We start from the raw sequence: 19,378 nt of genomic DNA, 5'->3' as shown, positions 1-19,378 counted from the left end.
CGCGAACAGCAAAACGCCCGCCGGAGGACCGGCGGGCGCTCTGTATTCTGACGTTTCTTCCCTGAAGGATCAGGCGGCGGCGGAAGCCGGTTGCGCGCCTTCGGCCGGGTCGCGCAGGACGTAGCCGCGGCCCCAGACGGTTTCGATATAGTGCTTGCCGCCCGCGGCCGTGGCCAGCTTCTTGCGCAGTTTGCAGATGAAGACGTCGATGATCTTCAGCTCGGGCTCGTCCATGCCGCCGTACAGGTGGTTCAGGAACATCTCCTTGGTCAGGGTCGTACCCTTGCGCAGGGAGAGGAGCTCCAGCATCTGGTACTCCTTGCCCGTCAGGTGAACGCGGTGATTGTTCACCTCGACCGTCTTGGCGTCCAGGTTCACGGCGATCTCGCCGGTATGGATGATGGCCTGGGCGTGACCCTTCGAGCGACGGACCACGGCGTGGGTGCGCGCGATCAGCTCGTCCTTGTGGAAGGGCTTGGTCATGTAGTCGTCGGCGCCGCCGCCGAAGGTCTTGACCTTGGTCTCGATCTCCGAGGTGCCCGACAGGATCATGACCGGCGTGTTGACCTTGCCGACGCGCAGTTGGCGCAGGACTTCCAGACCGTTCATGTCCGGCAGGTTCAGGTCAAGAAGAATGAGATCGTAGTCGTAGATCTTGCCGAGATCGATGCCCTCTTCACCGAGGTCCGTCGTATAGACGTTGAAGCCTTCCGACTTCAGCATGAGTTCGATGCTCTGCGCGGTCGCGTGATCATCTTCGATAAGCAGGACGCGCATGGATGCCCCTCCAGGCAGAGCTTGGCCGTAGATATTACTGACCCGTTTCCGGGTAACCTTGTTCGGACGTTAATCCCCCAAAACCTTAAGAAGGGTTAATGGGATTGGTTAACAGCGAATCTAGGCTGATTTGCGAATCGGCGTCGAGAGTCCCGAGTCAAGCGAGTCGATTTTTTTCGAAAAACATCGGTCATCCGGGAGCCCATACGTCCAATATCGACGCATCGCAGGAATATAGTCCTACATCAAGACCGGCCTTCAGACCGGCTGAACGATGATGATGGAGAGAGGCATGGACGACCTGTATCGGGCGCCGACGTCGGGCGCGGATCAACTGAAGGCCGGGCTGGCCCTGCAGATGGTGGCCGCGGCGACCGGGGTGCCGGTGGAGCGAATGAGCGGCAACGCCCGTCGCACCGGGCAGGCCTGCCGCGCGCGCTGGCTGGCCATGTATCTGGCGCATGTGACCTTCGGCTGGCCGATCGAGCGGGTCGCCCACGCCTTCGGCCTGAACCGGGCGACGGCGGCGCAGGCCTGCCGCTGGGCCGAGGATGAGCGCGACCGCCCCGGTCTGGACGACCTGCTGAACCGTATGGAGCGCTCCGTCCACGATCTGCTGGACGGCCCGCGCTACGAGTTGCGGGCATGACGGAGGGGCGTCGACTGGAGCGGGCGCGCCGCCTGCTGACCTTGCCCACCGGCTGGCTGGAGGCGGCCGGTCCCCAAACCTACGCCCTGCGGACCGGGGCGGATCGGCGGGCGCGGATCATGATGCGGCTGGAGGAGGCGGACTTCATCGCCCTGACCGAGGCGCCCGGCCTGCGCACCCGCCCCGGAGGCGGCTGGGTCGCGCGGGAGACCGCGCCGACGGCCCTGCCCGCCCCCGCGCCGGGACGACCCGGCCATGCCGAGGGGCTGCGCCCCGTCATTCAGCCTGACGGGGAGATCGTGGAACGGGCGGCCAACCTGGCCACCTCGCCGGTCGCCTGGCTGGCCGGGCGCACCGATGCGCGCGGCAGGCCGCTGCTGTCGAAAGCCGAAAGCGCCGCCGCCGGGCGGCTGGCGCTGGAGGCGGAGGCGGCGCGACGCGGTCCGGGCCTGACCATGCGATGGGACGGCCTGCCCCGGGCGGGGCGCGGCGGCGGTCGTCCGGGCGCGCCCGGTGACCACGTCCTGTCGGCCGCCCGGCGAGTGGAGGCCGCGCTGGCCGCCTGCGGCCCTGCCCGCGCGATGGTTGAACAGATCTGCCTTCGCGGCGCCCCCCTGCAGGCGGCCGAACAGACGCTGGGCCTGCGCCGCCGCACCGGCAAAACGGTCCTGCGACTGGGATTGGCGGCGCTGGCGCGGCATTATCGCCTCACCTGAAACAGCGAATTTCGTCCGCCACCCTACGTTACAGGCTCGTAACTTTCGCCCGTCGAACATCGGTTCTAGGGTGCCGGGATGACGCGCTCCGCAACGGGCGCGTCCTGTTTTTTCGGCGTCGCTCTCACCGACGCCGCGTTCGGGGGATGGCGTGAAAACTTTGGTGGCATCCAGCCTCGCCGTGGGGCTGTTCATGGTTGCAATTGTTGCGCCGGCGGCTCCGGCGATGGCGCAGGCCAATCTGACCGGAACGGTTCTGGCCGACATCTGCCTGCCCTATGCGGGCCGCTCTCTCAGTTTCGAGCGCTCGATCCGCGTCGCCCGCGATCTCAAATTCCGCCGCCCCGCCGACGAACGCGACCAGCCGATGGATGAGTATGCGTCGGACATCAATCTGGTGTCGAACGACGGCGCCTGGCGGGTCCGGCTGGAAGAAGGCAGCGTCGAGTACGGCGACCGCGAAGCCTATTATGTGAGTTGCCTGCTGTCCTCGACCCGGGCCAGCGCGCGTGAGCTGGCGGTCCTGGGCCGCCGCGCCTTCTCGGACGAGCGCTACTGGGCGGCGGACGAGGCAAGCCAAACCCGGTGGGAGCGCCGGTACCGCAATCCGGAAGAGCGTCGGCTGGAAGTCGAGGTGATCGAGGAACCCGGCCAACGCCCGGCCCTGCGTATCCGCGGACTGTATTTCTGATCAGCCCGACAAGGGAGCCAGACGCTTGTCCTTGTCCCTGATTGAAGCTTTCGCCGCCGCACTGACGCTGATCAGCGTCCTGCTGACGTCGCACCTGAAGAAGGCGCTGTATCCGGTCGGCCTGCTGGCCACCGGCCTGTACGCCGTCGTATTCTGGAACGCCCAGCTTTACGCGAGCGCAGCCCTTCAGGTCTGGTTCGTGGCCATCCAGTTGTACGGCTGGTGGTTCTGGAGCCGGGGTGACAGGGGGCGGGAACCGCGCATCGGGACCTGGGGCTGGGGCGTGGTCGCCGCCTTGTTGATCCCCGCGACCCTGCTGACTTTGATCGTCTCGCTGCTTCTGGCCCGACTGACCGACGCCGCCATGCCGGTCGGCGACACCGCCATCCTGTCGCTGAGCGTGCTTGCCCAGTTCCTGCTGGACCGCAAGCAGATGCGGCATTGGGCGGTGTGGGCCGTCACCGACGTCATCGCCATCGGCGTCTATGGCGCGCAGGGTCTGTGGATCACCGCCGGCCTGTACGTGCTTCTGCTGATCAACGTCGGATACGGATGGATGCGCTGGCGGCGCGCCCTGCGCCTGCAACAGGCGGCCGAGGCGTGACGCCCCGCCCCGCGCGCGGGTTCGTGCTGGGCAAATTCATGCCTCCGCACAACGGCCATGTCTTCCTGTGCGACTTCGGACGGGCCTACTGCGAGCGGCTGACCATCCTGGTCTGCTCCCTGCCGGACGATCCGATCCCCGGGCGACTGCGCCATGAATGGATGCAGGCGCTGTTCCCGGATTGCGACGTGCGCTGGTGCGAGGAGGACCTGCCGCAGGAGCCCGCCGACCACCCCGACTTCTGGGCGATCTGGAAGGATGTCGTGCACCGTTACGGCGGCGCGCCCGACGTGGTCTTCGCCTCGGAATCCTACGGCCTGCGTCTGGCGCAAGAGGTCGGCGCCCGTTTCGCGCCCGTCGATCCGGACCGGATCGCCGTGCCCATGTCAGGAACCGCGGTGCGCGAGAATCCCTTCGCCTGCTGGGACGCCCTGCCCGCCCCGGTTCGTCCCTGGTTCGTCAAACGCCTGTGCCTGTTCGGCCCGGAATCGACCGGCAAGTCGACGCTGGCGGCGAGGCTGGCGGATCGGTTCGGCACGATCAGCGTCCCGGAGTACGGTCGGACCTATACGGAGATGTTCGGTGGGGAGGTCGGCGTCGAAGACCTGCACCACATCGTCGCCGGACACCGGGCGGCGGTCGCGGCGGCGTCGCGACAGGCCCGGCGCATCCTGATCGAGGACACCGATCCTGTGCTGACCTCCGTCTGGTGCGAGATGCTGACCGGGCGTCGTGATCCGGCGCTCGACGCCTTCGATCAACTGGCCGACCACTATCTGCTGCTGGACGTCCGCGCGCCGTGGACCGACGACGGTACGCGCTACTTCCCCGACCTGGCGGACCGACAGCGGTTCCTCTCGCTGTGCATCGAGGCGCTGGAACGCAGGGGCGCAAGCTGGACCCTGATCGAGGGCGCAGACTGGGCTGCGCGCGAGGCGCAGGCGGTGGCCGCCGCTTTGGCGGCCTTCCCCGGACTGGCCGAAATCAGCCCGCCGCCGCCGCGTCCCTGATGCGGCCGACCATGCTGTTCAGGCCGTTGGCGCGTTGGCGGGTCAGGGCGGACGGCAGGCCCAGCCGGTCCAGAGCCGAGCGGGCATCGAAGCCCAGAATCTCGGCCGGCGTGCGGTTGGAATAAAGCCGTAGCAACAAGGCGATGTTGCCCTTGCTCAGGGCGCTGTCGCTGTCGGCCATGAAATGCAGACGTTCGCCGTCGCGGCGGACAGCAAGCCAGACCTGCGCCGCGCAGCCGGGCACCTTGTTGGCCTCGATGCGGTCAGCCTCCGGCAAGGGCTCCAGTTCCTTGCCCAGATCGATGACGTATTCGATGCGGCCTTCCCAGTCTCCGAGCAGGTCGAACTCCTCGACCAGTTCGGCGAGGACGGCGTCGATGGGGGGCGGAGTGCTCATCGGCGCCAGATAGGCCGCCCGCGCGTTAACGACAACCATGCGGTCCATCCCCGGAAATCGTCAGTCGCCCGTCTCCACAAGTCGCCTGATGGGGGTGCGGACTTTGGACGACTCACCGCTGCGGATAGGCTGGACGAGGTAATTCCGCCATTTCCTCACCGTCGTCGCCGCCCTTGAACGCCCACCGCCGCCCCGAGCAGACAGACGGCGCCGCCCGACACGGGGACGGCGACCGCGCCGCGCTGGCCGCCTGGCATGCGGGCTGGGCCGTCGCGGCCGCCCTGCTGGCGTTCGGCGTGCGCTGGCTCGGCGGGGTTGACGGGCCGGTCTTCTACAGCGTGCTGGCCATGGTGGTCCCGGGCCTGATCGGCCTGAACCTGATCAAGCACGACAGTTTCCGGGACCGGATGATCCTGCTGGGCGTCTGGGGCACGGCCGCCGCGACCACCGCGGCCCTGTCCGGCGGCCTGACCGGCCCACTATCGGGCTTTGTCTTCCTGCCGCTGACGGCGGGCATCGCGCTGGGCGGTCCCCGCCCGGTGCAGGTCGGCGCTCTGGGCGTCGGCGTGGCGGCCGTCGCGGGACTGGCGACCAGCTGGATGCTGGGCGGACCCGGCCCCCATCTGCCCGCGCTGGCGGCATTGTCCGCCGTCCTGACCGCCGCCGCCGCCGCACTGGCCGTGCGCCTGTCGTGGCTGCAGCGCGAGCGCAGACTGTCCGCCGCCGAAGCCGAGGTCCGCCGGGTCGAGGGCCTGATGGCGGCGCAGCCGGGTCTGACCCTGATCCTTGAGCCTTCCGGCCGGGTGCTGGCCGCCTATGGCGCGCCGCCCGCCTCCCTGCCGATCGATCCCCTGTTCGAGCAGGGACTGGTTGCCGCGATCCATGCCCCGGACCGGCCGCGCCTGCTGGCCGCCATGGACCGCGCCCTGAACGGACACGAAGGCGCCGCCACCCTGGCGCCGCGCCTGGCGCTGGACCGGCGCGTGCAAGTGGTGATCCGCCGGCTGGACGATCCCGCCGGGCCGCGCCTGATCGCCCAGACCTTTGACGCCACCAGCCAGTACGCCCGGGAACTGGGTCTGGAGGTCGCCCGCAACGAGGCCGAGGCGCGCGAGCGGGGCAAGACCCGCTTCCTCGCCAACATGAGCCATGAACTGCGCACGCCGCTGAATGCGGTGCTGGGCTTCTCGGACATCATGCGCCAACGCCTGTTCGGCCCGATCCCGGATCGTTACGCCGAGTACGCGGACAACATCCATCAGGCGGGCGGTCACCTGCTGGACCTGATCAACGATCTGCTGGACGTCTCCAAGATCGAGGCCGAGCGGTACACCCTTTCGGTTGAGAAGTTCGACGCCCGCGAGGTGGTGTCCGACGCCATGGCGCTGGTTCGCGTCAACGCCGAGGACAAGGGCGTGAGCCTGTCCGGCGTCCTGCCGCCGGATGCGGTCGAGGTGTCGGCGGATCGCCGGGCCCTGAAGCAGATGGCGCTGAACCTGCTGTCCAACGCCGTGAAGTTCACGCCGGACGGCGGGTCGGTCACAGTGACGGCCGAGATCATCGGCCCCTATCTGGAGATCGTCGTCGCCGACACCGGGGTCGGCATCGCGCCGGAGGACGTCAAGCGTCTGGGCCGCCCGTTCGAACAGGCCGGCGGTCCGGAGCAACGCCGTCAGGGCACGGGTCTGGGCCTGTCTCTGGTCCGCGCGTTCGCCGAACTGCACGGCGGGCGGATGAGCATTGAAAGCACCCTGGGCGAAGGCACCGCCGTGACGGTCCGCATGCCGGTCGCCGTCATCGCCCGCGCGCCCGCCCCCGAAGGCGGCGCCGAGATCATCCAGCTGCCGGTGGCGAACGGGGGCTGAACCGCAATCATAGATTGACCAAATCTCGCCAAAGAACGACGATCTTTTGAACGTTCCAAAGGGGGAAGACGTCATCATGATCGCCGTCACGCTGCTCGATCAATCGACCGCCTATGTCGCACCGAACACCTTTGTTCGCCTCCGCCCCGCCTCCACGCCGGGGGAACTGGACGTCGGAGCCGTCACTGTGCTGGACGCCGCGAGCCGGATACTGCTCAAGGATGAGCCGAATGCTCTCGGCGCAGCCTTTGACGCACCCTTGGCGGTTGTGAAGCTGACGACCCCGAATGACCTGCCGGTTTATATCGCCACGGACAAAATTCTATCGGTGACGCCGCCGATGTCCGCCTTGCATCACCCCGAGGCCAAGGCGGTCCTGAAACTGTCCGCCGGTCTCCAGCAAGTCCGGGAGACCATTGAGGAGGTCGTCGAGGCCATGCATCGATCCGCGACAACGGCGTTGGAGAAGACCGTTGAGTCTGCTGCGGAACGTCAGGCGATCCGCGACCTCGGCGAGTGATGCGCCAGCAGGAATCTTGTCCGGGGGCTCTCCAGCCGGCGCGGCATTGATGATGAAGTCTAGACCGTCCCCATCGCGATGAAGGCCCGCCCGGCGGCGAAGTCGCCCGCCTCGAACGGAACGGTGGCGACGCTGCCGTCGCGGAAGTGGAACTCCAGGGCGAAGGTCTCGCGCGGGTCCAGTTGCTCCAGCCCCTCGGCGGCGGCGGAGCTGAAGGTCCAGGCGTCGCCTGCGCGCTTGTCCTTCGCCAACAAGGTCGGGGCGGCGGCGGTCACGCCCGAGGACCAGAGGCTGGCGCGGGCCGAGGCGGGGATCAGGCTGTCGCCCGCCAGCCAGGGGCGCGGCGCCCTGGCCGGATCACGGAAGACCAGACGGGCCGAGGTCGGGCGGGGATCGCCGTACCAGCTGACCACGGCGGTCAGGGCGGCGGTCTCGCCCTCGCCCGCATAGCCGAACGCCACCGGCGAGGAGCCGACCATCGAGGCCTGCTGCAAACGCCAGGTCGGGCGCTTGTAGGCGGCGCGGTTGGCGACCCAGTCAAACCGGTCGCCGGGGAAGGTCATGCGCGACAGGCGGGTCCAGCCCGCGAAGGCGCCGTCTACACGGTCCTTGACCACCGCCAACTGAGGGTCGGCGCAGGCGACGGAACCGGCGCGCGCGCCGGCGCGGTAGGCCACGTCCGTCAGGTCGGCGGCGGCGACACCCGAACGCAGGGCCGCGCCGCGCGCCTGCGCGGTGGCGGCGGTCAGGGCGCGCGCCAGTTCCGGCTGGAACAGGTTGCAGCGGGCATCTGCGGCGACGACGAACGCCCGCTCATAATAGGTATCCGCCGGACCGGCGAACGCGCTCGCGGGCGCGACGAGGGTCGCGACAGCCAGCAGGGCGGCCTGGGTCTTCAGCGCGATTTGCCGTATCGTCATGCCCCGCACCCTACGCATGGAGCGTTCAGGTCCGGTGTCCGAGCAGGGTTAGCGAATTGCTTCTATCAAGTAACGTCTGGGTGGCCGCCCTGATCCGCCGCGCCGAGATCGGCGGCGGCTTCGCCACGGTCGCGCGCAAGGGCGACGCGCGCGCGGGCACGGTGATCGTCAAGGTGTTCAACACCGCCGAACGCCGCGCCAGACTTTATAGTGAGGCCTTCGGCCCCGACGGCGAGCGCCTCTGGATGCAGCCGGTCGAAAGCGAGTTCGAGAGTGAGCTGGACGACTATCTGCAGCGGCAGGTTCGCTACGACCCCGACCTCTGGATCGTCGAGATCGAGGACCGGGAGGGGCGGCATTTCATTACGGAGAAGGTGGCGGGGTAGGGACACCGGCGCCCGGAAAGGAACGTTCAGGCTGTTGGGAGCGCAGCTCGGCCGTCGGTTGCCGTTTCCCGGACTGGCGTCGCGTACATCCACATTATTCGGCGTCCTCCGCACTGGCGGCAAAGTCCGCACCTGGAAGCTTCGCCACACAAGCCAGTTCCGGAGGCGTGGCCGGATCATTGATGAAGTCGAATGCCATCCGACCGCCGCAAGGGTTGAAGCTGGCACCATGACTGAGGCCGGGCATCAGGACGAAATGCGCCTTGGGCATATTCGTCAGCAAACGCCGGCCCCATTGCGGTGGTGTGGATGGGTCGAACTCGCCGGCGAAGATGAGGGTTGGGATATCGGTGAGGACAGGTTCATTGGCGTCCGCCGAAGATGCAGCGACGCTCCACGCCGCGCATATTTCCGGCGACGCCGCCCGGGTGTCCATTCCGCCGAGGCCTCGGTCAGGCGACGTCTGCGCCCGCACACGGTCCGCATCCTCGAACGGGGCCTCTTCGCCGCACCACACCGACAACCTCAGTCCCCATGTGAAAGGGGTCGGTGCTTGCGCCTGCGTGATCCAGCCCGCCAGTTCCTGGTAGCGACCGGCACGCGCCTCGCCGACCGCGCGAGGAATAAGGGGAATACGACGAGGGTCCTGAAGGGCTCCGCCGACAGCCCGCACAACCTCGGCGCCTCGGGCGTCAATAGAAGTATCCGTTATGCCGAACGGAAGCCGCTCGTTATCCGCGCGAGCCACAAGGGCTTCAAAGTCCGCCCTAGGGTTCGGCCATGCCGCGGCACAGACAGCATCCACTGCGCAGCCGTCGAACACTGCATTCAGGGCGCGCCACGTATTGGCGCTTGCGGTCTCGTCATAGCTGACTTCCGGCGGCAGGGCGGAGTCCAGAACCATGGCGCGCACCGAGTCGGGATGCCTTCTGGCGACCGTCAGCGCCAACCGGGTTCCGTAGGACAGCGCATAGAGATTGAGCTTGGGGTAGCCCAACGCCAAGCGGAGATCCTCGATGTCATCGGCAGCCTCAGCGGAGGTGTAGCCATTCAGGTCCACGCCGGATTCGACCAATCGGGTTCGGCAAGTCCGGGCGGCCGCAGCCAGCCCTGCCTGCGCCGCGCCTGCTCTCATCCTGCCCGCGCTGATCTCGCCTTTTGTCGCGTTGAACTCCGGGCATTCAAGAGCCGGCCGGGACAGGCGTGCCCCGCGCGGCTCCAGCAGTATTTGATCACGCGCCTCGAGAAAGGGATTATTCCGCCCCGATCGCTGGCCGGTCAGGGCGCTGTTACCGGGGCCTCCGGTGAGAAACATGATCGGGTCCGACAAGGCCTCGGCCGCACGACTGCGGAAGATGATCACGGGCAGCCGGATCATCCGGCTGTCAGCTACAGCCCGGTTCTCCGGAACGCTCAGCGTGCCGCATTCAATTCTCTCGTCGGTCGCGACTTCGACGGCGCAGGCTCCAACCTCGAAGAAAGAGCGTGACGGCCTGTCTTGCGCGAGCGAAAGGCCCGGAATAGCCGCCGCTACGGACAGCCACAGTATGAGCGTTTTCAAAATAGCCGTCCCCGTGTTCGTTAGAACCGTCGCGACCCGCGCATCTCCGGGCAACTTAAACATCCGTAACGCAGTTGCTCGGCCGACATGGCGACCGACCGGTTAACGCCGCCCGGCGCGGTGCAAAATCCTTAACGACGTTCGCACACGGAACCTCAAGCCGGGGCGCCTATGGTCAGCTTCAACGGGCCGCGATGAGCCCGAACTGATGGTGGGTGTTTCCGGATGCTGTTTCTTCTGAACGACGTCGTGTTTGATCTGGACGAGGCCTGCCCGGTCACGCCCGGCGACGCGCGCCGCTTCGAAGCGCTGGATCTGGACTATGTCCTGGAGCTGGGTTGCGAGCTGTTCGCCGAGGACCCGCTGCTGCATCACAATGACCCGCAGCGCGCGCGTCGTCTGGCCTGGCTGATCCACGACCGCTCGCCGGACGTGAATGCCGCCCTGTTCGCCGCGCCGGAAGCCGGCTGCCATCCCGATCTGGTCGAGCCGCAGTTCTGCGCCCTGCCCGACCCGGTCATGCGCCAACTGCGGACCCGCGCGACCAGGGGCAAGCTGGACGCCGTCGCCGCCGACAAGGCCGTGTGGATGCGTCTGGCCGCCTGACCGGCGCAGCTTGAATATCCCCCGCCGCACTGGTTAGGGTTGAACCCCTGAGCCGGGGGACCCAGAACCATGCCTGTTTCGACGCTTTTCAGGACGCTGGCGCTGGCCATCCTGACGCTTTGCCTGTTCGCGGCCTCGCCCGCGCACGCGGAATGGCGCAAGGCCGAGACCGAACACTTCATTCTGTACGGGGATGTGTCCGAGCGCACATTGCGGACCTACGCCAGCAAGATCGAACGTTTCGACGCCCTGCTGCGGACCTATTATCCGATCCAGAGCGACGTCCAGATTCCGAAGCTGGAAATCTATCTGGCGGACGGCGCGCGCGACATGCGCCGCATCCTTCCCGACGGTTCGCAGGGCATCGCCGGCTTCTACTCCGCTGACGCGGGTCGCATCTACACGGTGACCAACATCGCGAACCCGGAGGCGCTGAGCACCCTGTTCCACGAGTACGCGCACCATTTCATGTTCCAGATGTCGGCGGCGGCCTATCCGTCGTGGTTCGTGGAAGGCTTCGCCGAGTACTACTCCACCGTGGTCATGGAGCCGGAGAAGATCGAGGTCGGCCGGGAAGACCGCGGACGGATGATGTACTTCACGCACCTGGGGGCCAACGAATGGGCGCCCATGGCCGACGTGCTGAAATGGCGGGTCAGCCGGTCCGGTCGCGCCCGCATCGGCGACTACTATGCCCAGGCCTGGGCGCTGACGCACTATCTGATGAGCACGCCCGAGCGGCGACAGATGCTGAACCAGTATCTGACCGGCGTGATCCGGGGCGGCGACCCGGAGGCGGCGATGCAGGCGGCGACCGGACGCACCTCGGCCGAGCTCCAGAACGACATGCGGCGCTATCTGCTGGGACGGATCACCTACTACACGCTCCAGATCGACATCCCGATGCCCGAGGTCACGGTCTCGACCATCGGCGCCGACGAAGGCGCCTTCACCTGGTTCGATCTTCGCCTGGACGACACGCCCCTCGTCGTCGCGTCGGAGAACGATCCCGATGATCCCCGCTCGCCCGAGGTAAAGGCCCAGATGGCCCGCGACGCGGCACGTTACCGCGAAGAGCTGATCACCAACGCCCTCGCGGCGGCGGCGCGCCGCCCGGACAATCGCATGGGCATGCTGGTCGCCGCCCGCGCCAACCGGCTCAAGGGCGATCCCGGGGCGGGTCTGGCCGCTCTGCAACCGCTGCTGGCCGTCGACTCCACGGACGCGGACGCGCTGCGCATCGCCGCCGCGCTGCTGATGGATCAGGCGGGCGCGGAGCCGGACCCGGCGACCGCGCTTTCCCGGCGTCGGCTGGCCATGTCCTATCTGGGTCAGGCGATGGAGCTCGATCCGCTGGATTTCCGCATCTATCTGGGCCTGAACGACACCCGGCGCGGGCAGCCGGGTTATCCCAACGCCAACGACATCAGGACGCTGGAGGCCGCGACCGCCCTCGCCCCCCAGGCTGACGAGAACCGGCTGAGGCTGGCGGAGGCCTATATGGCCCAGTCCCTGTGGAATGAGGCGAAAACCATGCTCACTCCGGTCGCCAACGCGCCACACCCCGGCGCCGACCGCGTCCGGGCCAGAACCCTGCTCGCCGCCATCGCGACGGCGACCGGACAGGTCGTGAACGACGACGAGGCCGTGGCCGCGCCCTGACGACAGGCACGACCCGGAAAAGGGGGGGCTCCGGCGCAGGACGCCGCGAAGCCCCCTTGGACTTCAGACCGCCTAGACCAGCGTATTGAAGACGATGTGCACGATCGTCGCGCCGGCGGCGATGACGGCGAAGCCGAGCATCAGGCAGATCGCCGGGTGCGGGCCGCCTTCACGGGCGGGAGGATGGTCGTCGATGGGGTGATGCAGGGCCATGTCCGTTCCTTCGTTTCCAAAGGCGGGGCCCGATTGCGTGACCGGACCGTCTCGCCTGACTGAACAATGATCCCATTATCCCTTCGTTGCCAAGGGGTATTCACTTTCGGTGACAGACCAAACCCCGGAAAGTCCCGTCGCTGAGTGACTTTCAGCCCGTGCTGGTCTAGGTCGCCCGTCCAATGTCCAAGCTCTCCCTGCCCGAGGAAGCTGCGCGCCGTCGCACCTTCGCCATCATCGCCCACCCGGACGCCGGTAAAACGACGCTGACGGAGCATATCCTGCTGTCCGGCGGCGCGATCCGCGCGGCGGGCGCGGTGCGGGCGCGCGGCGAGAACCGCCGCACCCAGTCCGACTGGATGAAGATCGAGAAGGAGCGCGGCATCTCGGTCTCGGCGTCGGTGATGACGTTCGAGCACGACGGCAAGATGTTCAATCTGCTGGACACCCCGGGGCACGAGGACTTCTCGGAAGACACCTATCGGACCCTGACCGCCGCCGACTGCGCCATCATGGTGCTGGACGCCGCCAAGGGGATCGAGCCGCAGACGTTGAAGCTGTTCGAGGTTTGTCGCCTGCGCGACATTCCGATCATCACCTTCATCAACAAGCTGGACCGCGAGGCGCAGGACCCGATGGCCCTGCTGGACGAGATCGCATCGCGTCTTCAGCTGGACCCGGCTCCGATCTGGTGGCCCGCCGAGAGCGGCAACCGCCTGCGCGGCATGGTCGAGATGGGCACGGGCCGGTTCCAGCCCTATGCGAAGAAGCCCGCGGGCTCAAAGGAAGACGTGCCCCATCCCGACGCCCTGCCGCTGGCCGACGCCGCGCGGTATTTCGAGGAACGCGAGCACGAGGCCCTGCTGGAGGCGCAGGAATTGGTCGAGGCCGGATACCCGGCGTTCAACGTCCAGTCCTTCCTCGAAGGCCATATGACGCCGGTGCTGTGGGGCTCGGCCCTGCGCCATTTCGGCATCGATGAACTGCTGAAGGCCATCGGCGACTGGGCGCCCGCGCCCAAGGTCATGAAGGCCCGGAAGGAAGCCCCGCCCGAGACCCGCAACGCCCCCGCCCCGGTCGACCTGACCGTCGAGCCGGGCTCGGCCGAGGTCACCGGCTTCGTGTTCAAGGTCCAGGCGAACATGGACCCGAACCACCGCGACCGCATCGCCATGTTCCGCATGGCGTCCGGCAGCTTCAAGCGCGGCATGAAGCTGAAGGTCCAGAACACCGGCAAGCAGCTGTCGGTGAACGCGCCCATCATGTTCTTCGCTTCTGACCGTGAACTGGCCGAGGACGCCTTCGCCGGCGACGTGATCGGCATTCCGAACCACGGCGTTCTGCGTGTGGGCGACAGCCTGTCGGAAAGCGGAATGATCCGGTTCGCCGGCCTGCCGAACTTCGCCCCGGAAATCCTGCAGCGCGTGCGCGTGAAGGATCCGCTGAAGGCCAAACACCTGAAGAAGGCGCTGGAGGGTCTGGCCGAGGAAGGCGTGACCCAGCTGTTCCGTCCCGAGATCGGGTCAGACTTCATCGTCGGCGCCGTGGGCCAGCTGCAGTTCGAGGTCATGGCCGACCGTCTGGGCGAGGAGTACGGGCTGGACGTCATCTTCGAGCCCAGCCCCTACGCCGAGGCCCGCTGGATCATGCCAGGATCGGGGGGCTCCAAAGCCGACATCGAGGACTTCATGGGCAAATACCGCCCCCAGATGGCCACCGACATCGACAGCGACCCGGTGTTCCTGGCCAAGTCGAGCTGGGAGACCGGCTATGTCGGCGAACGCTTCCCCAAGGTGGCCTTCACGAAGACGAAGGAACGGGGCTGACCCTGATCGCCTGACGCAGTCAGACAGCCATCGACGCGACCACGACCTTCGCCGTAGATGAGCGCATGAAAACCTCGACCAAGGATCGCATTCTGATGATCGTGCTGGTGATCGGCGCGGCGGCGGCGGCGATCTCGGCGGTCAGCATCCTGATCGCTTTCGCCATTGCGCTCGCGGGCGTGTTCGTCGGCTGATCCGGCCCCACGGGCCCGGTGCGTCACTTTTCGTCAGGTTGTCATCCGCTCCGTGCAGTTAGCTTCGGCTATCCGGAGGACGTGAGAGCATGGGCAGGCATATCAGACGGGCGGCGTGGCTGGTCGGAACGACGCTGGCTCTGGCCCTGTCCGCGCCACAGGCCGCGCTGGCCGACTGGCGCCGGGCCGAGACCGCCCACTTCGTCGTCTACAGCAACGGCTCGGAACGGAACCTGCGCGACTACGCCGCCCGGCTGGAGCGGTTCGACGCCCTGCTGCGCCATGTCGCCAACGGCCCGACCGACATCGAGGGCCTGCGCAAGCTGCCGGTCTATCTGGTCGAGAACGGACGGGAGTTGCGGGTCGTCCAGCCCGACCTGCCCGAGGGCGTGGACGGCTTCTATCGCGCCAGCCCCTATGACATCCGGGCCATTCTGATCCGCGGGCAGGACGATGACCTCCTGCTGCACGAATACACCCACCACTACATGTCACAGACCTCGCCCGGCAGCTATCCGGGCTGGTTCCGCGAAGGCTACGCCGAGTATTTCGCCACGGCGACCGTGGACTCACGCGGCAAGTCGACGGTCGGCTATCCCCACCTCGGCCGCCTGCGGACGTTGCAACAACAGCGCTGGTTGCCGCTCGGAAACCTGCTGACGGCCTCGCCCATGACGCTGGAGGGACAGCAACAACGCTGGACCTTCTACGCCCAGGCCTGGCTGCTGACACACTATCTGCTTTCCGATCCGGAACGGCTGCAACGGTTCGGCGCCTATCTCACGGACCTGAGCAACGGGGCCGATCCGGTCGAGGCCTTCCTGACCCGGTTCCAGACCACGCCGGAGGCCTTCACACGCGATCTGCGGACCTACATGGATCAGGGGCTGCGATACGCCGAACTGAGCATGCCGCCGCTGGACCCGCAGATGACCGTAACCCTGCTGCCGGACAGCGCGGACGATGTGCTTCTGATCGGGCTGAACATCAGGGAGCGTGGGCGGGACAGCGAGAACCCGGCGTTGCTGGCGCAGGCCCGCGCCGCCGCCGCCCGTCATCCCGGAGACGCCCTCGCCCTGACCGTCCTGGCCAATGCCGAAATCACGCTGGGCGATCCGGCGGCGGCGGAGCCGATCCTCGAGCAGGTGCTGGCGCTGGAGCCGAACAATGTCGAGGCCCTGCTGATGGCGGCCCGGCGCCGGATCGACGACGCCGGGCAAGCCACGGACGACGCGCAGATGTTCGCCCTGTACCGCGAGGCCCAGACCCTGCTGGGGCGCGCTTATGCGGCCGACCCGACCGACTATCGCGTCCTCGCCGAACTGGCCGGCATCCGCCGGATGGCCGACGACTATCCGAACGAGAACGATCTGGAGACCTGGCGTCTGGCCGTCGAGCACGCGCCGCAGGTGCTCAATCTGAGAGGACAGGCCGCCGACGCCATGATCGCCGCCGGCCATGACGTCGAGGCCGAGGCCTATCTTCTGCCGATGGCGAACGACCCGCACGGCGGACGCAGCACGGACTGGGCGCGGGACAGGCTGGCGGCGATCCACGCCCGGCGGGCGGCGGGAAACGGTGAAGCCGCCAACACCCCGGTCACGCCCTGACCCTTTCGCGGTCTTCCTTCCGTCACGCGCCCATGGTTCTCTGTCCGCATCAGACGGCCGGGGCGTGCCGTGGAGGATTCGATGTCTTTGGCGGCCCTGCTGGCCATTCTGTCCCTGTCGGGCGCGCAAGCCGCGTCGGGCCAGCAGCCGTCGTATGACGAGGCTGTGCGCTGCACGGGGCTGACCCAGGCGGCCTCGGAGCTGGAAGGCGGCGAAAGCAGCGAGGGCCGGTCCCTGTATGACGCCGCCCTGTACTGGTCGCTGACCGCCATTCAGGCCGCAAGTCGCGTCGGGCGCACCCCGACCGTCGCCGAGGGCGACCAGACCCGCGCCCGCATCCGGGCCGTGCGGGAACTGAGCGCCGACGACGACGACGCCCGCACCGAACTGCAACGCTGCCGCGCTCGCGCGCCCCGTCTGAACTGATCCCCGTTGTCGGCTCACCCGACACGCGGCTAGGGTCGCAGCACCGCATGACCGGGGAGTACCAATGCGCCTGTTTCTGACGACCGCGATTTCGCTGGGGCTCGCCGCCGTCGCCCTGCCCGGGCCCGCGGCGGCCCAGTCCGCGCGGATCGAACGGGCCCAGGTGTATCGCTCGATCCTGACTTCCGAGATGTTCACCCTGCTGAACACCTCGGACTACGCCAGCGTGCGCAAGGCCGGCGAGACAGTGTTCGACATCGAGACCCGCGAGGGGTTCCGCTTTTCGGTGGAAATGGCCGCCTGCGACACCGAAGGGGGCACGCCGGGATGTTTCGGCATCCTGTTCTTCACCAGCTGGGGCCTTCAGCCGAATGATCGCCCCAAGGTCGCCGCCGCGATCGAGAAGTTCAACGACGAGTATCGTATCGGCAAGGCGCTGGTGCTGAACGACCACGTCCGGGCCGAGCGGTACGTCACCACCGACGGCGGCGTGACGCAGGACCATATCCGGGAAGAGGCGATGACCTTCCTGCTGATGATGGATCGGCTGGGCGAGACCCTGCACGACGCTGTCGGTCGCTGAGCGCTCCCGAAAGTCACGGCGAACCAGCGGCGCGGCGCTGCGTTTGCTTGGAGACCGTCCGGGGACCATTCGTCCGTCCCGAAGCGGGACGGTTCCGGAGCTTGCGTGCATGTTTGAATTCGGCCGCGATCTGAGAAAGCTGTTCGAGAAGGCGCGCGAAAGCGAAGACCTCGGCTGGCTGGAGCTGGTCGGTCCCGAGCTGGTGCAGATCGAGGCCCGCCGCGAAGGGATTGATGCGGGCCGGGTCTCGGCGCCGCGTCCGTTCGACGGCTGGATGCGCGCCTCGGCCCTGTGGCGCGAGCACGCGCGGCGCACCGGCAGCCGGGCCAGTCTGGACCGCGCCGCCTCGACCGCTTCCGACGCCGCCCGCCACACCAGCAACCCGGACCAGACGGCCGCCGCCGCGATCGAGTCGGCGGCCATCCACCTGTTGCGTTTCGACCTGTTCGGCGGCCCCGCGGCCCTGACCGCCGCCCTGTCCGACCTTCAGAGCCTGACCTGCGAACGGGCCGTCACCCGTTCGGCGGCGGCCGCGCTGCACGCTCGCCTCTCGGCCCGGCGGGCCCGGCTGAGCGGCGAGACCAACGCCCTGCTGGACGCCGGGGCCCTGCTGGACGCCGCCGTGCACGATGCGCGCAGCCTGCCGCCGCCGGTGGCTGACGAACTGCGGCTGGACCGCGCGGCGATGTCCCTGGAGGCGGGCGTGGCCCGTCGGGATGCGCGTATGCTGGATCAGGCCGGTCGTGATCTGCGCGCCCTCGTCGAGGCCGCCTCGCCCGACCAGCGCCCCCTGACCCGCGCCCGCGCGCTGGCGCTGGCCGGAGCCGGCATGGCCGCGCTGGCCGCGCTGGCGAAGGACGAGACCGCCGCCGCCCAGGGCCGCGCCCTGTTCGACGCCGCCGCCGACCAATTCACCCCCGATCACAGCCCGTTGGACTGGGCCACCGTTCTGCTGGCGAGCGCGAGCGAGGCGACGCCGCTGATCGTCCTGGCCCAGGCCGAGGCCATGACCTGCGAGCCCGGTCTGTTGATCGGAGCCCTGGTGCGCGAGCGCCGCCTGTCCGCCGAGGTCGCGGTGGCCGAGACACTGTCGGACGTGAGGGGGCTGAACGGACTGGAAGCCGCCGTGCGCCGCCGTCTGGCCGAGCCGGGCCGCATCCAGCCGCTGGACTGGGCCGCCGACCAGATCGGGATGGCGCGGCTGGTGCTGGCGCGCGCGCGGCTGACCGGCGAAGCGCCCCGGGCCGTCGGCCTGATGCTGGCCGAAGCGCTGGAGACCGCCCGTGAGCTCGGCGCGGGGGCTCTGGCCGATCGGGCCGTTCTGGCGATGCCGGAAGCCGCCGTTTAGCCGCCCAGGGCCACGAAGCCGCCGTTGGCGTGCCCCGGCTTGCCGTAGCGCAGGGGCGAGCCGTCCTCGGCCATGACGCGACCACCGGCGGCCTCGAGCACCGCCTGCCCCGCCGCCGTGTCCCATTCCGAGGTCGGGCCGACGCGCGGATAGGCGTCGAAGCGCCCTTCGGCGATCAGGCAGAATTTCAGCGACGAATCCATGCCCTGCCATTGCTTGCAGCCGTAGCGGGAGCCAAGCCGGTCGGCTTCCTCGTCGGTCAGGCTATGGCTCATCAGGGCCACCGGCGCGGCGGGACGCTCGCGCACATGGATCGGCGTCCAGCCCTCGCCGAAACGACGGCGGAAAGCGCCCTTGCCCGGCGCGCCGCTGCGCCAGGTGATCCCGGTCGCGGGCGTCGAGACCACCCCGGCCACCGGCGTGTCGCGATGGATCAGGGCGATGTTGACCGTATAGCTCTCGCGGCCCTCGACGAAGCCGCGCGTGCCGTCCAGCGGGTCGATCAGCCAGAACCAGTCCTTCAGCGAGGTCGGGACGCCGTGGGCGGACACCGCCTCCTCGGCCACGGCCTGCACCCCGGGATAGAGGGCCTCCAGCCGCTCAAGGATCAGGGCTTCAGCCTCCTGATCGGCCCGGGTGACGGGGCTGTCATCGGCCTTGGTCTCGGCCACCACGCCGTTGCGCCAGTAGGGCAGGATCACGCGCGCCGCATCCTCGGCGATGTCGGCCAGGGTCTCGGCCAGCGCGCCCGACGCGAGGTCGGCGGTCAGTCGTTTGCTCATGGGCGACCGATAGAACATCCCGGCGGTTTGAA

Annotated in this window: 22 protein-coding genes; 16 read left to right on the top strand and 6 right to left on the bottom strand. The window is 68.2% G+C overall.

Translation table 11 applies throughout. From position 1 onward, the window contains the following. Window positions 1-69: 69 nt before the first annotated feature. Window positions 70-777 carry a response regulator transcription factor CtrA gene (ctrA, locus tag FKQ52_RS03410; RefSeq protein ID WP_141625890.1) on the bottom strand — a complete coding sequence of 236 codons (708 nt, stop codon included), beginning with the start codon at window positions 775-777 and terminating at the stop codon, window positions 70-72. 292 nt (window positions 778-1,069) lie between these two features. On the opposite strand from ctrA, the gene FKQ52_RS03405 reads away from it, so the two are divergent. From FKQ52_RS03405 to FKQ52_RS03385, 5 genes are all read left to right on the top strand, one after another. After that, window positions 1,070-1,426 (top strand): helix-turn-helix domain-containing protein, encoded by a 357-nt coding sequence (locus FKQ52_RS03405; RefSeq protein WP_141625889.1) that lies wholly within the window; start codon window positions 1,070-1,072, stop codon window positions 1,424-1,426. Beyond that, the gene (locus FKQ52_RS03400) at window positions 1,423-2,142 is read left to right on the top strand and encodes a DUF6456 domain-containing protein (RefSeq protein WP_141625888.1); all 720 of its coding nucleotides are present in this window, start codon (window positions 1,423-1,425) and stop codon (window positions 2,140-2,142) included. The genes FKQ52_RS03405 and FKQ52_RS03400 overlap by 4 nt, the downstream gene beginning before the upstream one ends. Before the next feature lie 151 nt (window positions 2,143-2,293). Continuing rightward, window positions 2,294-2,833: a hypothetical protein gene (locus tag FKQ52_RS03395; protein WP_141625887.1), complete on the top strand. Its 540-nt coding sequence runs from the start codon at window positions 2,294-2,296 to the stop codon at window positions 2,831-2,833. Window positions 2,834-2,864: 31 nt separating this feature from the next. Then, a complete protein-coding gene (pnuC, locus tag FKQ52_RS03390) occupies window positions 2,865-3,437 on the top strand; it encodes a nicotinamide riboside transporter PnuC (protein WP_168196783.1) in 573 nt (190 codons plus the stop codon). Continuing rightward, the gene (locus tag FKQ52_RS03385; RefSeq protein ID WP_168196782.1) at window positions 3,434-4,447 is read left to right on the top strand and encodes an AAA family ATPase; all 1,014 of its coding nucleotides are present in this window, start codon (window positions 3,434-3,436) and stop codon (window positions 4,445-4,447) included. Before pnuC ends, FKQ52_RS03385 begins: the two co-directional genes overlap by 4 nt. Here the strand turns inward: FKQ52_RS03385 and FKQ52_RS03380 are convergent. After that, a complete protein-coding gene (locus tag FKQ52_RS03380; RefSeq protein ID WP_370451024.1) occupies window positions 4,422-4,883 on the bottom strand; it encodes a SufE family protein in 462 nt (153 codons plus the stop codon). The genes FKQ52_RS03385 and FKQ52_RS03380 overlap by 26 nt on opposite strands. Before the next feature lie 134 nt (window positions 4,884-5,017). On the opposite strand from FKQ52_RS03380, the gene FKQ52_RS03375 reads away from it, so the two are divergent. After that, window positions 5,018-6,709: a HAMP domain-containing sensor histidine kinase gene (locus FKQ52_RS03375; protein WP_240811728.1), complete on the top strand. Its 1,692-nt coding sequence runs from the start codon at window positions 5,018-5,020 to the stop codon at window positions 6,707-6,709. Window positions 6,710-6,785: 76 nt separating this feature from the next. After that, the gene (locus tag FKQ52_RS03370; RefSeq protein ID WP_141625884.1) at window positions 6,786-7,229 is read left to right on the top strand and encodes a hypothetical protein; all 444 of its coding nucleotides are present in this window, start codon (window positions 6,786-6,788) and stop codon (window positions 7,227-7,229) included. A 59-nt stretch (window positions 7,230-7,288) separates the two neighbouring features. On the opposite strand, the gene FKQ52_RS03365 is transcribed toward FKQ52_RS03370, so the two are convergent. After that, window positions 7,289-8,149, bottom strand: a complete 861-nt coding sequence (locus FKQ52_RS03365) for a hypothetical protein (protein ID WP_240811727.1) — start codon at window positions 8,147-8,149, stop codon at window positions 7,289-7,291. Between the two features lie 56 nt (window positions 8,150-8,205). Between FKQ52_RS03365 and FKQ52_RS03360 the strand changes: the two genes are divergently transcribed. Beyond that, window positions 8,206-8,535, top strand: a complete 330-nt coding sequence (locus tag FKQ52_RS03360; RefSeq protein ID WP_141625883.1) for a DUF1491 family protein — start codon at window positions 8,206-8,208, stop codon at window positions 8,533-8,535. 94 nt (window positions 8,536-8,629) lie between these two features. Here FKQ52_RS03360 and FKQ52_RS03355 read toward each other — a convergent pair whose 3' ends face one another. Next, window positions 8,630-10,159, bottom strand: coding sequence for an alpha/beta fold hydrolase (locus tag FKQ52_RS03355; RefSeq protein WP_141625882.1), 1,530 nt, complete (start codon window positions 10,157-10,159; stop codon window positions 8,630-8,632). A 162-nt stretch (window positions 10,160-10,321) separates the two neighbouring features. On the opposite strand from FKQ52_RS03355, the gene FKQ52_RS03350 reads away from it, so the two are divergent. Beyond that, window positions 10,322-10,702 (top strand): hypothetical protein, encoded by a 381-nt coding sequence (locus FKQ52_RS03350; protein ID WP_141625881.1) that lies wholly within the window; start codon window positions 10,322-10,324, stop codon window positions 10,700-10,702. Window positions 10,703-10,771: 69 nt separating this feature from the next. Further along, entirely contained in the window at window positions 10,772-12,364 is a 1,593-nt protein-coding gene (locus tag FKQ52_RS03345; protein WP_141625880.1) for a DUF1570 domain-containing protein, read from the top strand. Window positions 12,365-12,436: 72 nt separating this feature from the next. Here FKQ52_RS03345 and FKQ52_RS16355 read toward each other — a convergent pair whose 3' ends face one another. Beyond that, a complete protein-coding gene (locus FKQ52_RS16355; RefSeq protein WP_168196781.1) occupies window positions 12,437-12,577 on the bottom strand; it encodes a hypothetical protein in 141 nt (46 codons plus the stop codon). Between the two features lie 182 nt (window positions 12,578-12,759). Between FKQ52_RS16355 and FKQ52_RS03340 the strand changes: the two genes are divergently transcribed. From FKQ52_RS03340 to FKQ52_RS03320, 6 genes are all read left to right on the top strand, one after another. Continuing rightward, complete coding sequence (locus FKQ52_RS03340) at window positions 12,760-14,403, top strand: peptide chain release factor 3 (RefSeq protein ID WP_141625879.1); 1,644 nt, start codon at window positions 12,760-12,762, stop codon at window positions 14,401-14,403. A gap of 65 nt (window positions 14,404-14,468) precedes the next feature. Further along, window positions 14,469-14,597, top strand: coding sequence for a hypothetical protein (locus FKQ52_RS16735; protein WP_255431440.1), 129 nt, complete (start codon window positions 14,469-14,471; stop codon window positions 14,595-14,597). Window positions 14,598-14,686: 89 nt separating this feature from the next. Then, window positions 14,687-16,207: a tetratricopeptide repeat protein gene (locus FKQ52_RS03335; RefSeq protein WP_141625878.1), complete on the top strand. Its 1,521-nt coding sequence runs from the start codon at window positions 14,687-14,689 to the stop codon at window positions 16,205-16,207. Window positions 16,208-16,288: 81 nt separating this feature from the next. Continuing rightward, on the top strand, window positions 16,289-16,633 hold the full coding sequence (locus FKQ52_RS03330) for a hypothetical protein (protein WP_141625877.1): 345 nt from the start codon (window positions 16,289-16,291) through the stop codon (window positions 16,631-16,633). 64 nt (window positions 16,634-16,697) lie between these two features. Then, window positions 16,698-17,216 carry a YbjN domain-containing protein gene (locus FKQ52_RS03325; protein ID WP_141625876.1) on the top strand — a complete coding sequence of 173 codons (519 nt, stop codon included), beginning with the start codon at window positions 16,698-16,700 and terminating at the stop codon, window positions 17,214-17,216. Window positions 17,217-17,325: 109 nt separating this feature from the next. Beyond that, window positions 17,326-18,564 (top strand): hypothetical protein, encoded by a 1,239-nt coding sequence (locus FKQ52_RS03320; protein WP_141625875.1) that lies wholly within the window; start codon window positions 17,326-17,328, stop codon window positions 18,562-18,564. On the opposite strand, the gene cysQ is transcribed toward FKQ52_RS03320, so the two are convergent. After that, window positions 18,561-19,346: a 3'(2'),5'-bisphosphate nucleotidase CysQ gene (gene cysQ / locus FKQ52_RS03315; protein WP_141625874.1), complete on the bottom strand. Its 786-nt coding sequence runs from the start codon at window positions 19,344-19,346 to the stop codon at window positions 18,561-18,563. The two genes, FKQ52_RS03320 and cysQ, sit on opposite strands and share 4 nt — an antisense overlap. Between the last annotated feature and the right edge of the window lie 32 nt (window positions 19,347-19,378).

The sequence above is a fragment of the Brevundimonas sp. M20 genome (assembly GCF_006547065.1).
Classification (GTDB): domain Bacteria; phylum Pseudomonadota; class Alphaproteobacteria; order Caulobacterales; family Caulobacteraceae; genus Brevundimonas.
This window is presented reverse-complemented; position numbering and strand designations above follow the sequence as displayed.

What these genes read in the sequence shown, in the direction of transcription:
- FKQ52_RS03325 (WP_141625876.1), top strand. Translation starts at nt 16,698, where the DNA reads ATGCGCCTGTTTCTGACGACCGCGATTTCGCTGGGGCTCGCCGCCGTC.
- FKQ52_RS03380 (WP_370451024.1), bottom strand. Translation starts at nt 4,883, where the DNA reads ATGGTTGTCGTTAACGCGCGGGCGGCCTATCTGGCGCCGATGAGCACT.
- FKQ52_RS03340 (WP_141625879.1), top strand. Translation starts at nt 12,760, where the DNA reads ATGTCCAAGCTCTCCCTGCCCGAGGAAGCTGCGCGCCGTCGCACCTTC.
- FKQ52_RS16355 (WP_168196781.1), bottom strand. Translation starts at nt 12,577, where the DNA reads ATGGCCCTGCATCACCCCATCGACGACCATCCTCCCGCCCGTGAAGGC.
- FKQ52_RS03330 (WP_141625877.1), top strand. Translation starts at nt 16,289, where the DNA reads ATGTCTTTGGCGGCCCTGCTGGCCATTCTGTCCCTGTCGGGCGCGCAA.
- FKQ52_RS16735 (WP_255431440.1), top strand. Translation starts at nt 14,469, where the DNA reads ATGAAAACCTCGACCAAGGATCGCATTCTGATGATCGTGCTGGTGATC.
- FKQ52_RS03405 (WP_141625889.1), top strand. Translation starts at nt 1,070, where the DNA reads ATGGACGACCTGTATCGGGCGCCGACGTCGGGCGCGGATCAACTGAAG.
- FKQ52_RS03365 (WP_240811727.1), bottom strand. Translation starts at nt 8,149, where the DNA reads ATGACGATACGGCAAATCGCGCTGAAGACCCAGGCCGCCCTGCTGGCT.
- FKQ52_RS03350 (WP_141625881.1), top strand. Translation starts at nt 10,322, where the DNA reads ATGCTGTTTCTTCTGAACGACGTCGTGTTTGATCTGGACGAGGCCTGC.
- FKQ52_RS03345 (WP_141625880.1), top strand. Translation starts at nt 10,772, where the DNA reads ATGCCTGTTTCGACGCTTTTCAGGACGCTGGCGCTGGCCATCCTGACG.
- FKQ52_RS03320 (WP_141625875.1), top strand. Translation starts at nt 17,326, where the DNA reads ATGTTTGAATTCGGCCGCGATCTGAGAAAGCTGTTCGAGAAGGCGCGC.
- ctrA (WP_141625890.1), bottom strand. Translation starts at nt 777, where the DNA reads ATGCGCGTCCTGCTTATCGAAGATGATCACGCGACCGCGCAGAGCATC.
- cysQ (WP_141625874.1), bottom strand. Translation starts at nt 19,346, where the DNA reads ATGAGCAAACGACTGACCGCCGACCTCGCGTCGGGCGCGCTGGCCGAG.
- FKQ52_RS03370 (WP_141625884.1), top strand. Translation starts at nt 6,786, where the DNA reads ATGATCGCCGTCACGCTGCTCGATCAATCGACCGCCTATGTCGCACCG.
- FKQ52_RS03355 (WP_141625882.1), bottom strand. Translation starts at nt 10,159, where the DNA reads ATGTTTAAGTTGCCCGGAGATGCGCGGGTCGCGACGGTTCTAACGAAC.
- FKQ52_RS03400 (WP_141625888.1), top strand. Translation starts at nt 1,423, where the DNA reads ATGACGGAGGGGCGTCGACTGGAGCGGGCGCGCCGCCTGCTGACCTTG.
- FKQ52_RS03335 (WP_141625878.1), top strand. Translation starts at nt 14,687, where the DNA reads ATGGGCAGGCATATCAGACGGGCGGCGTGGCTGGTCGGAACGACGCTG.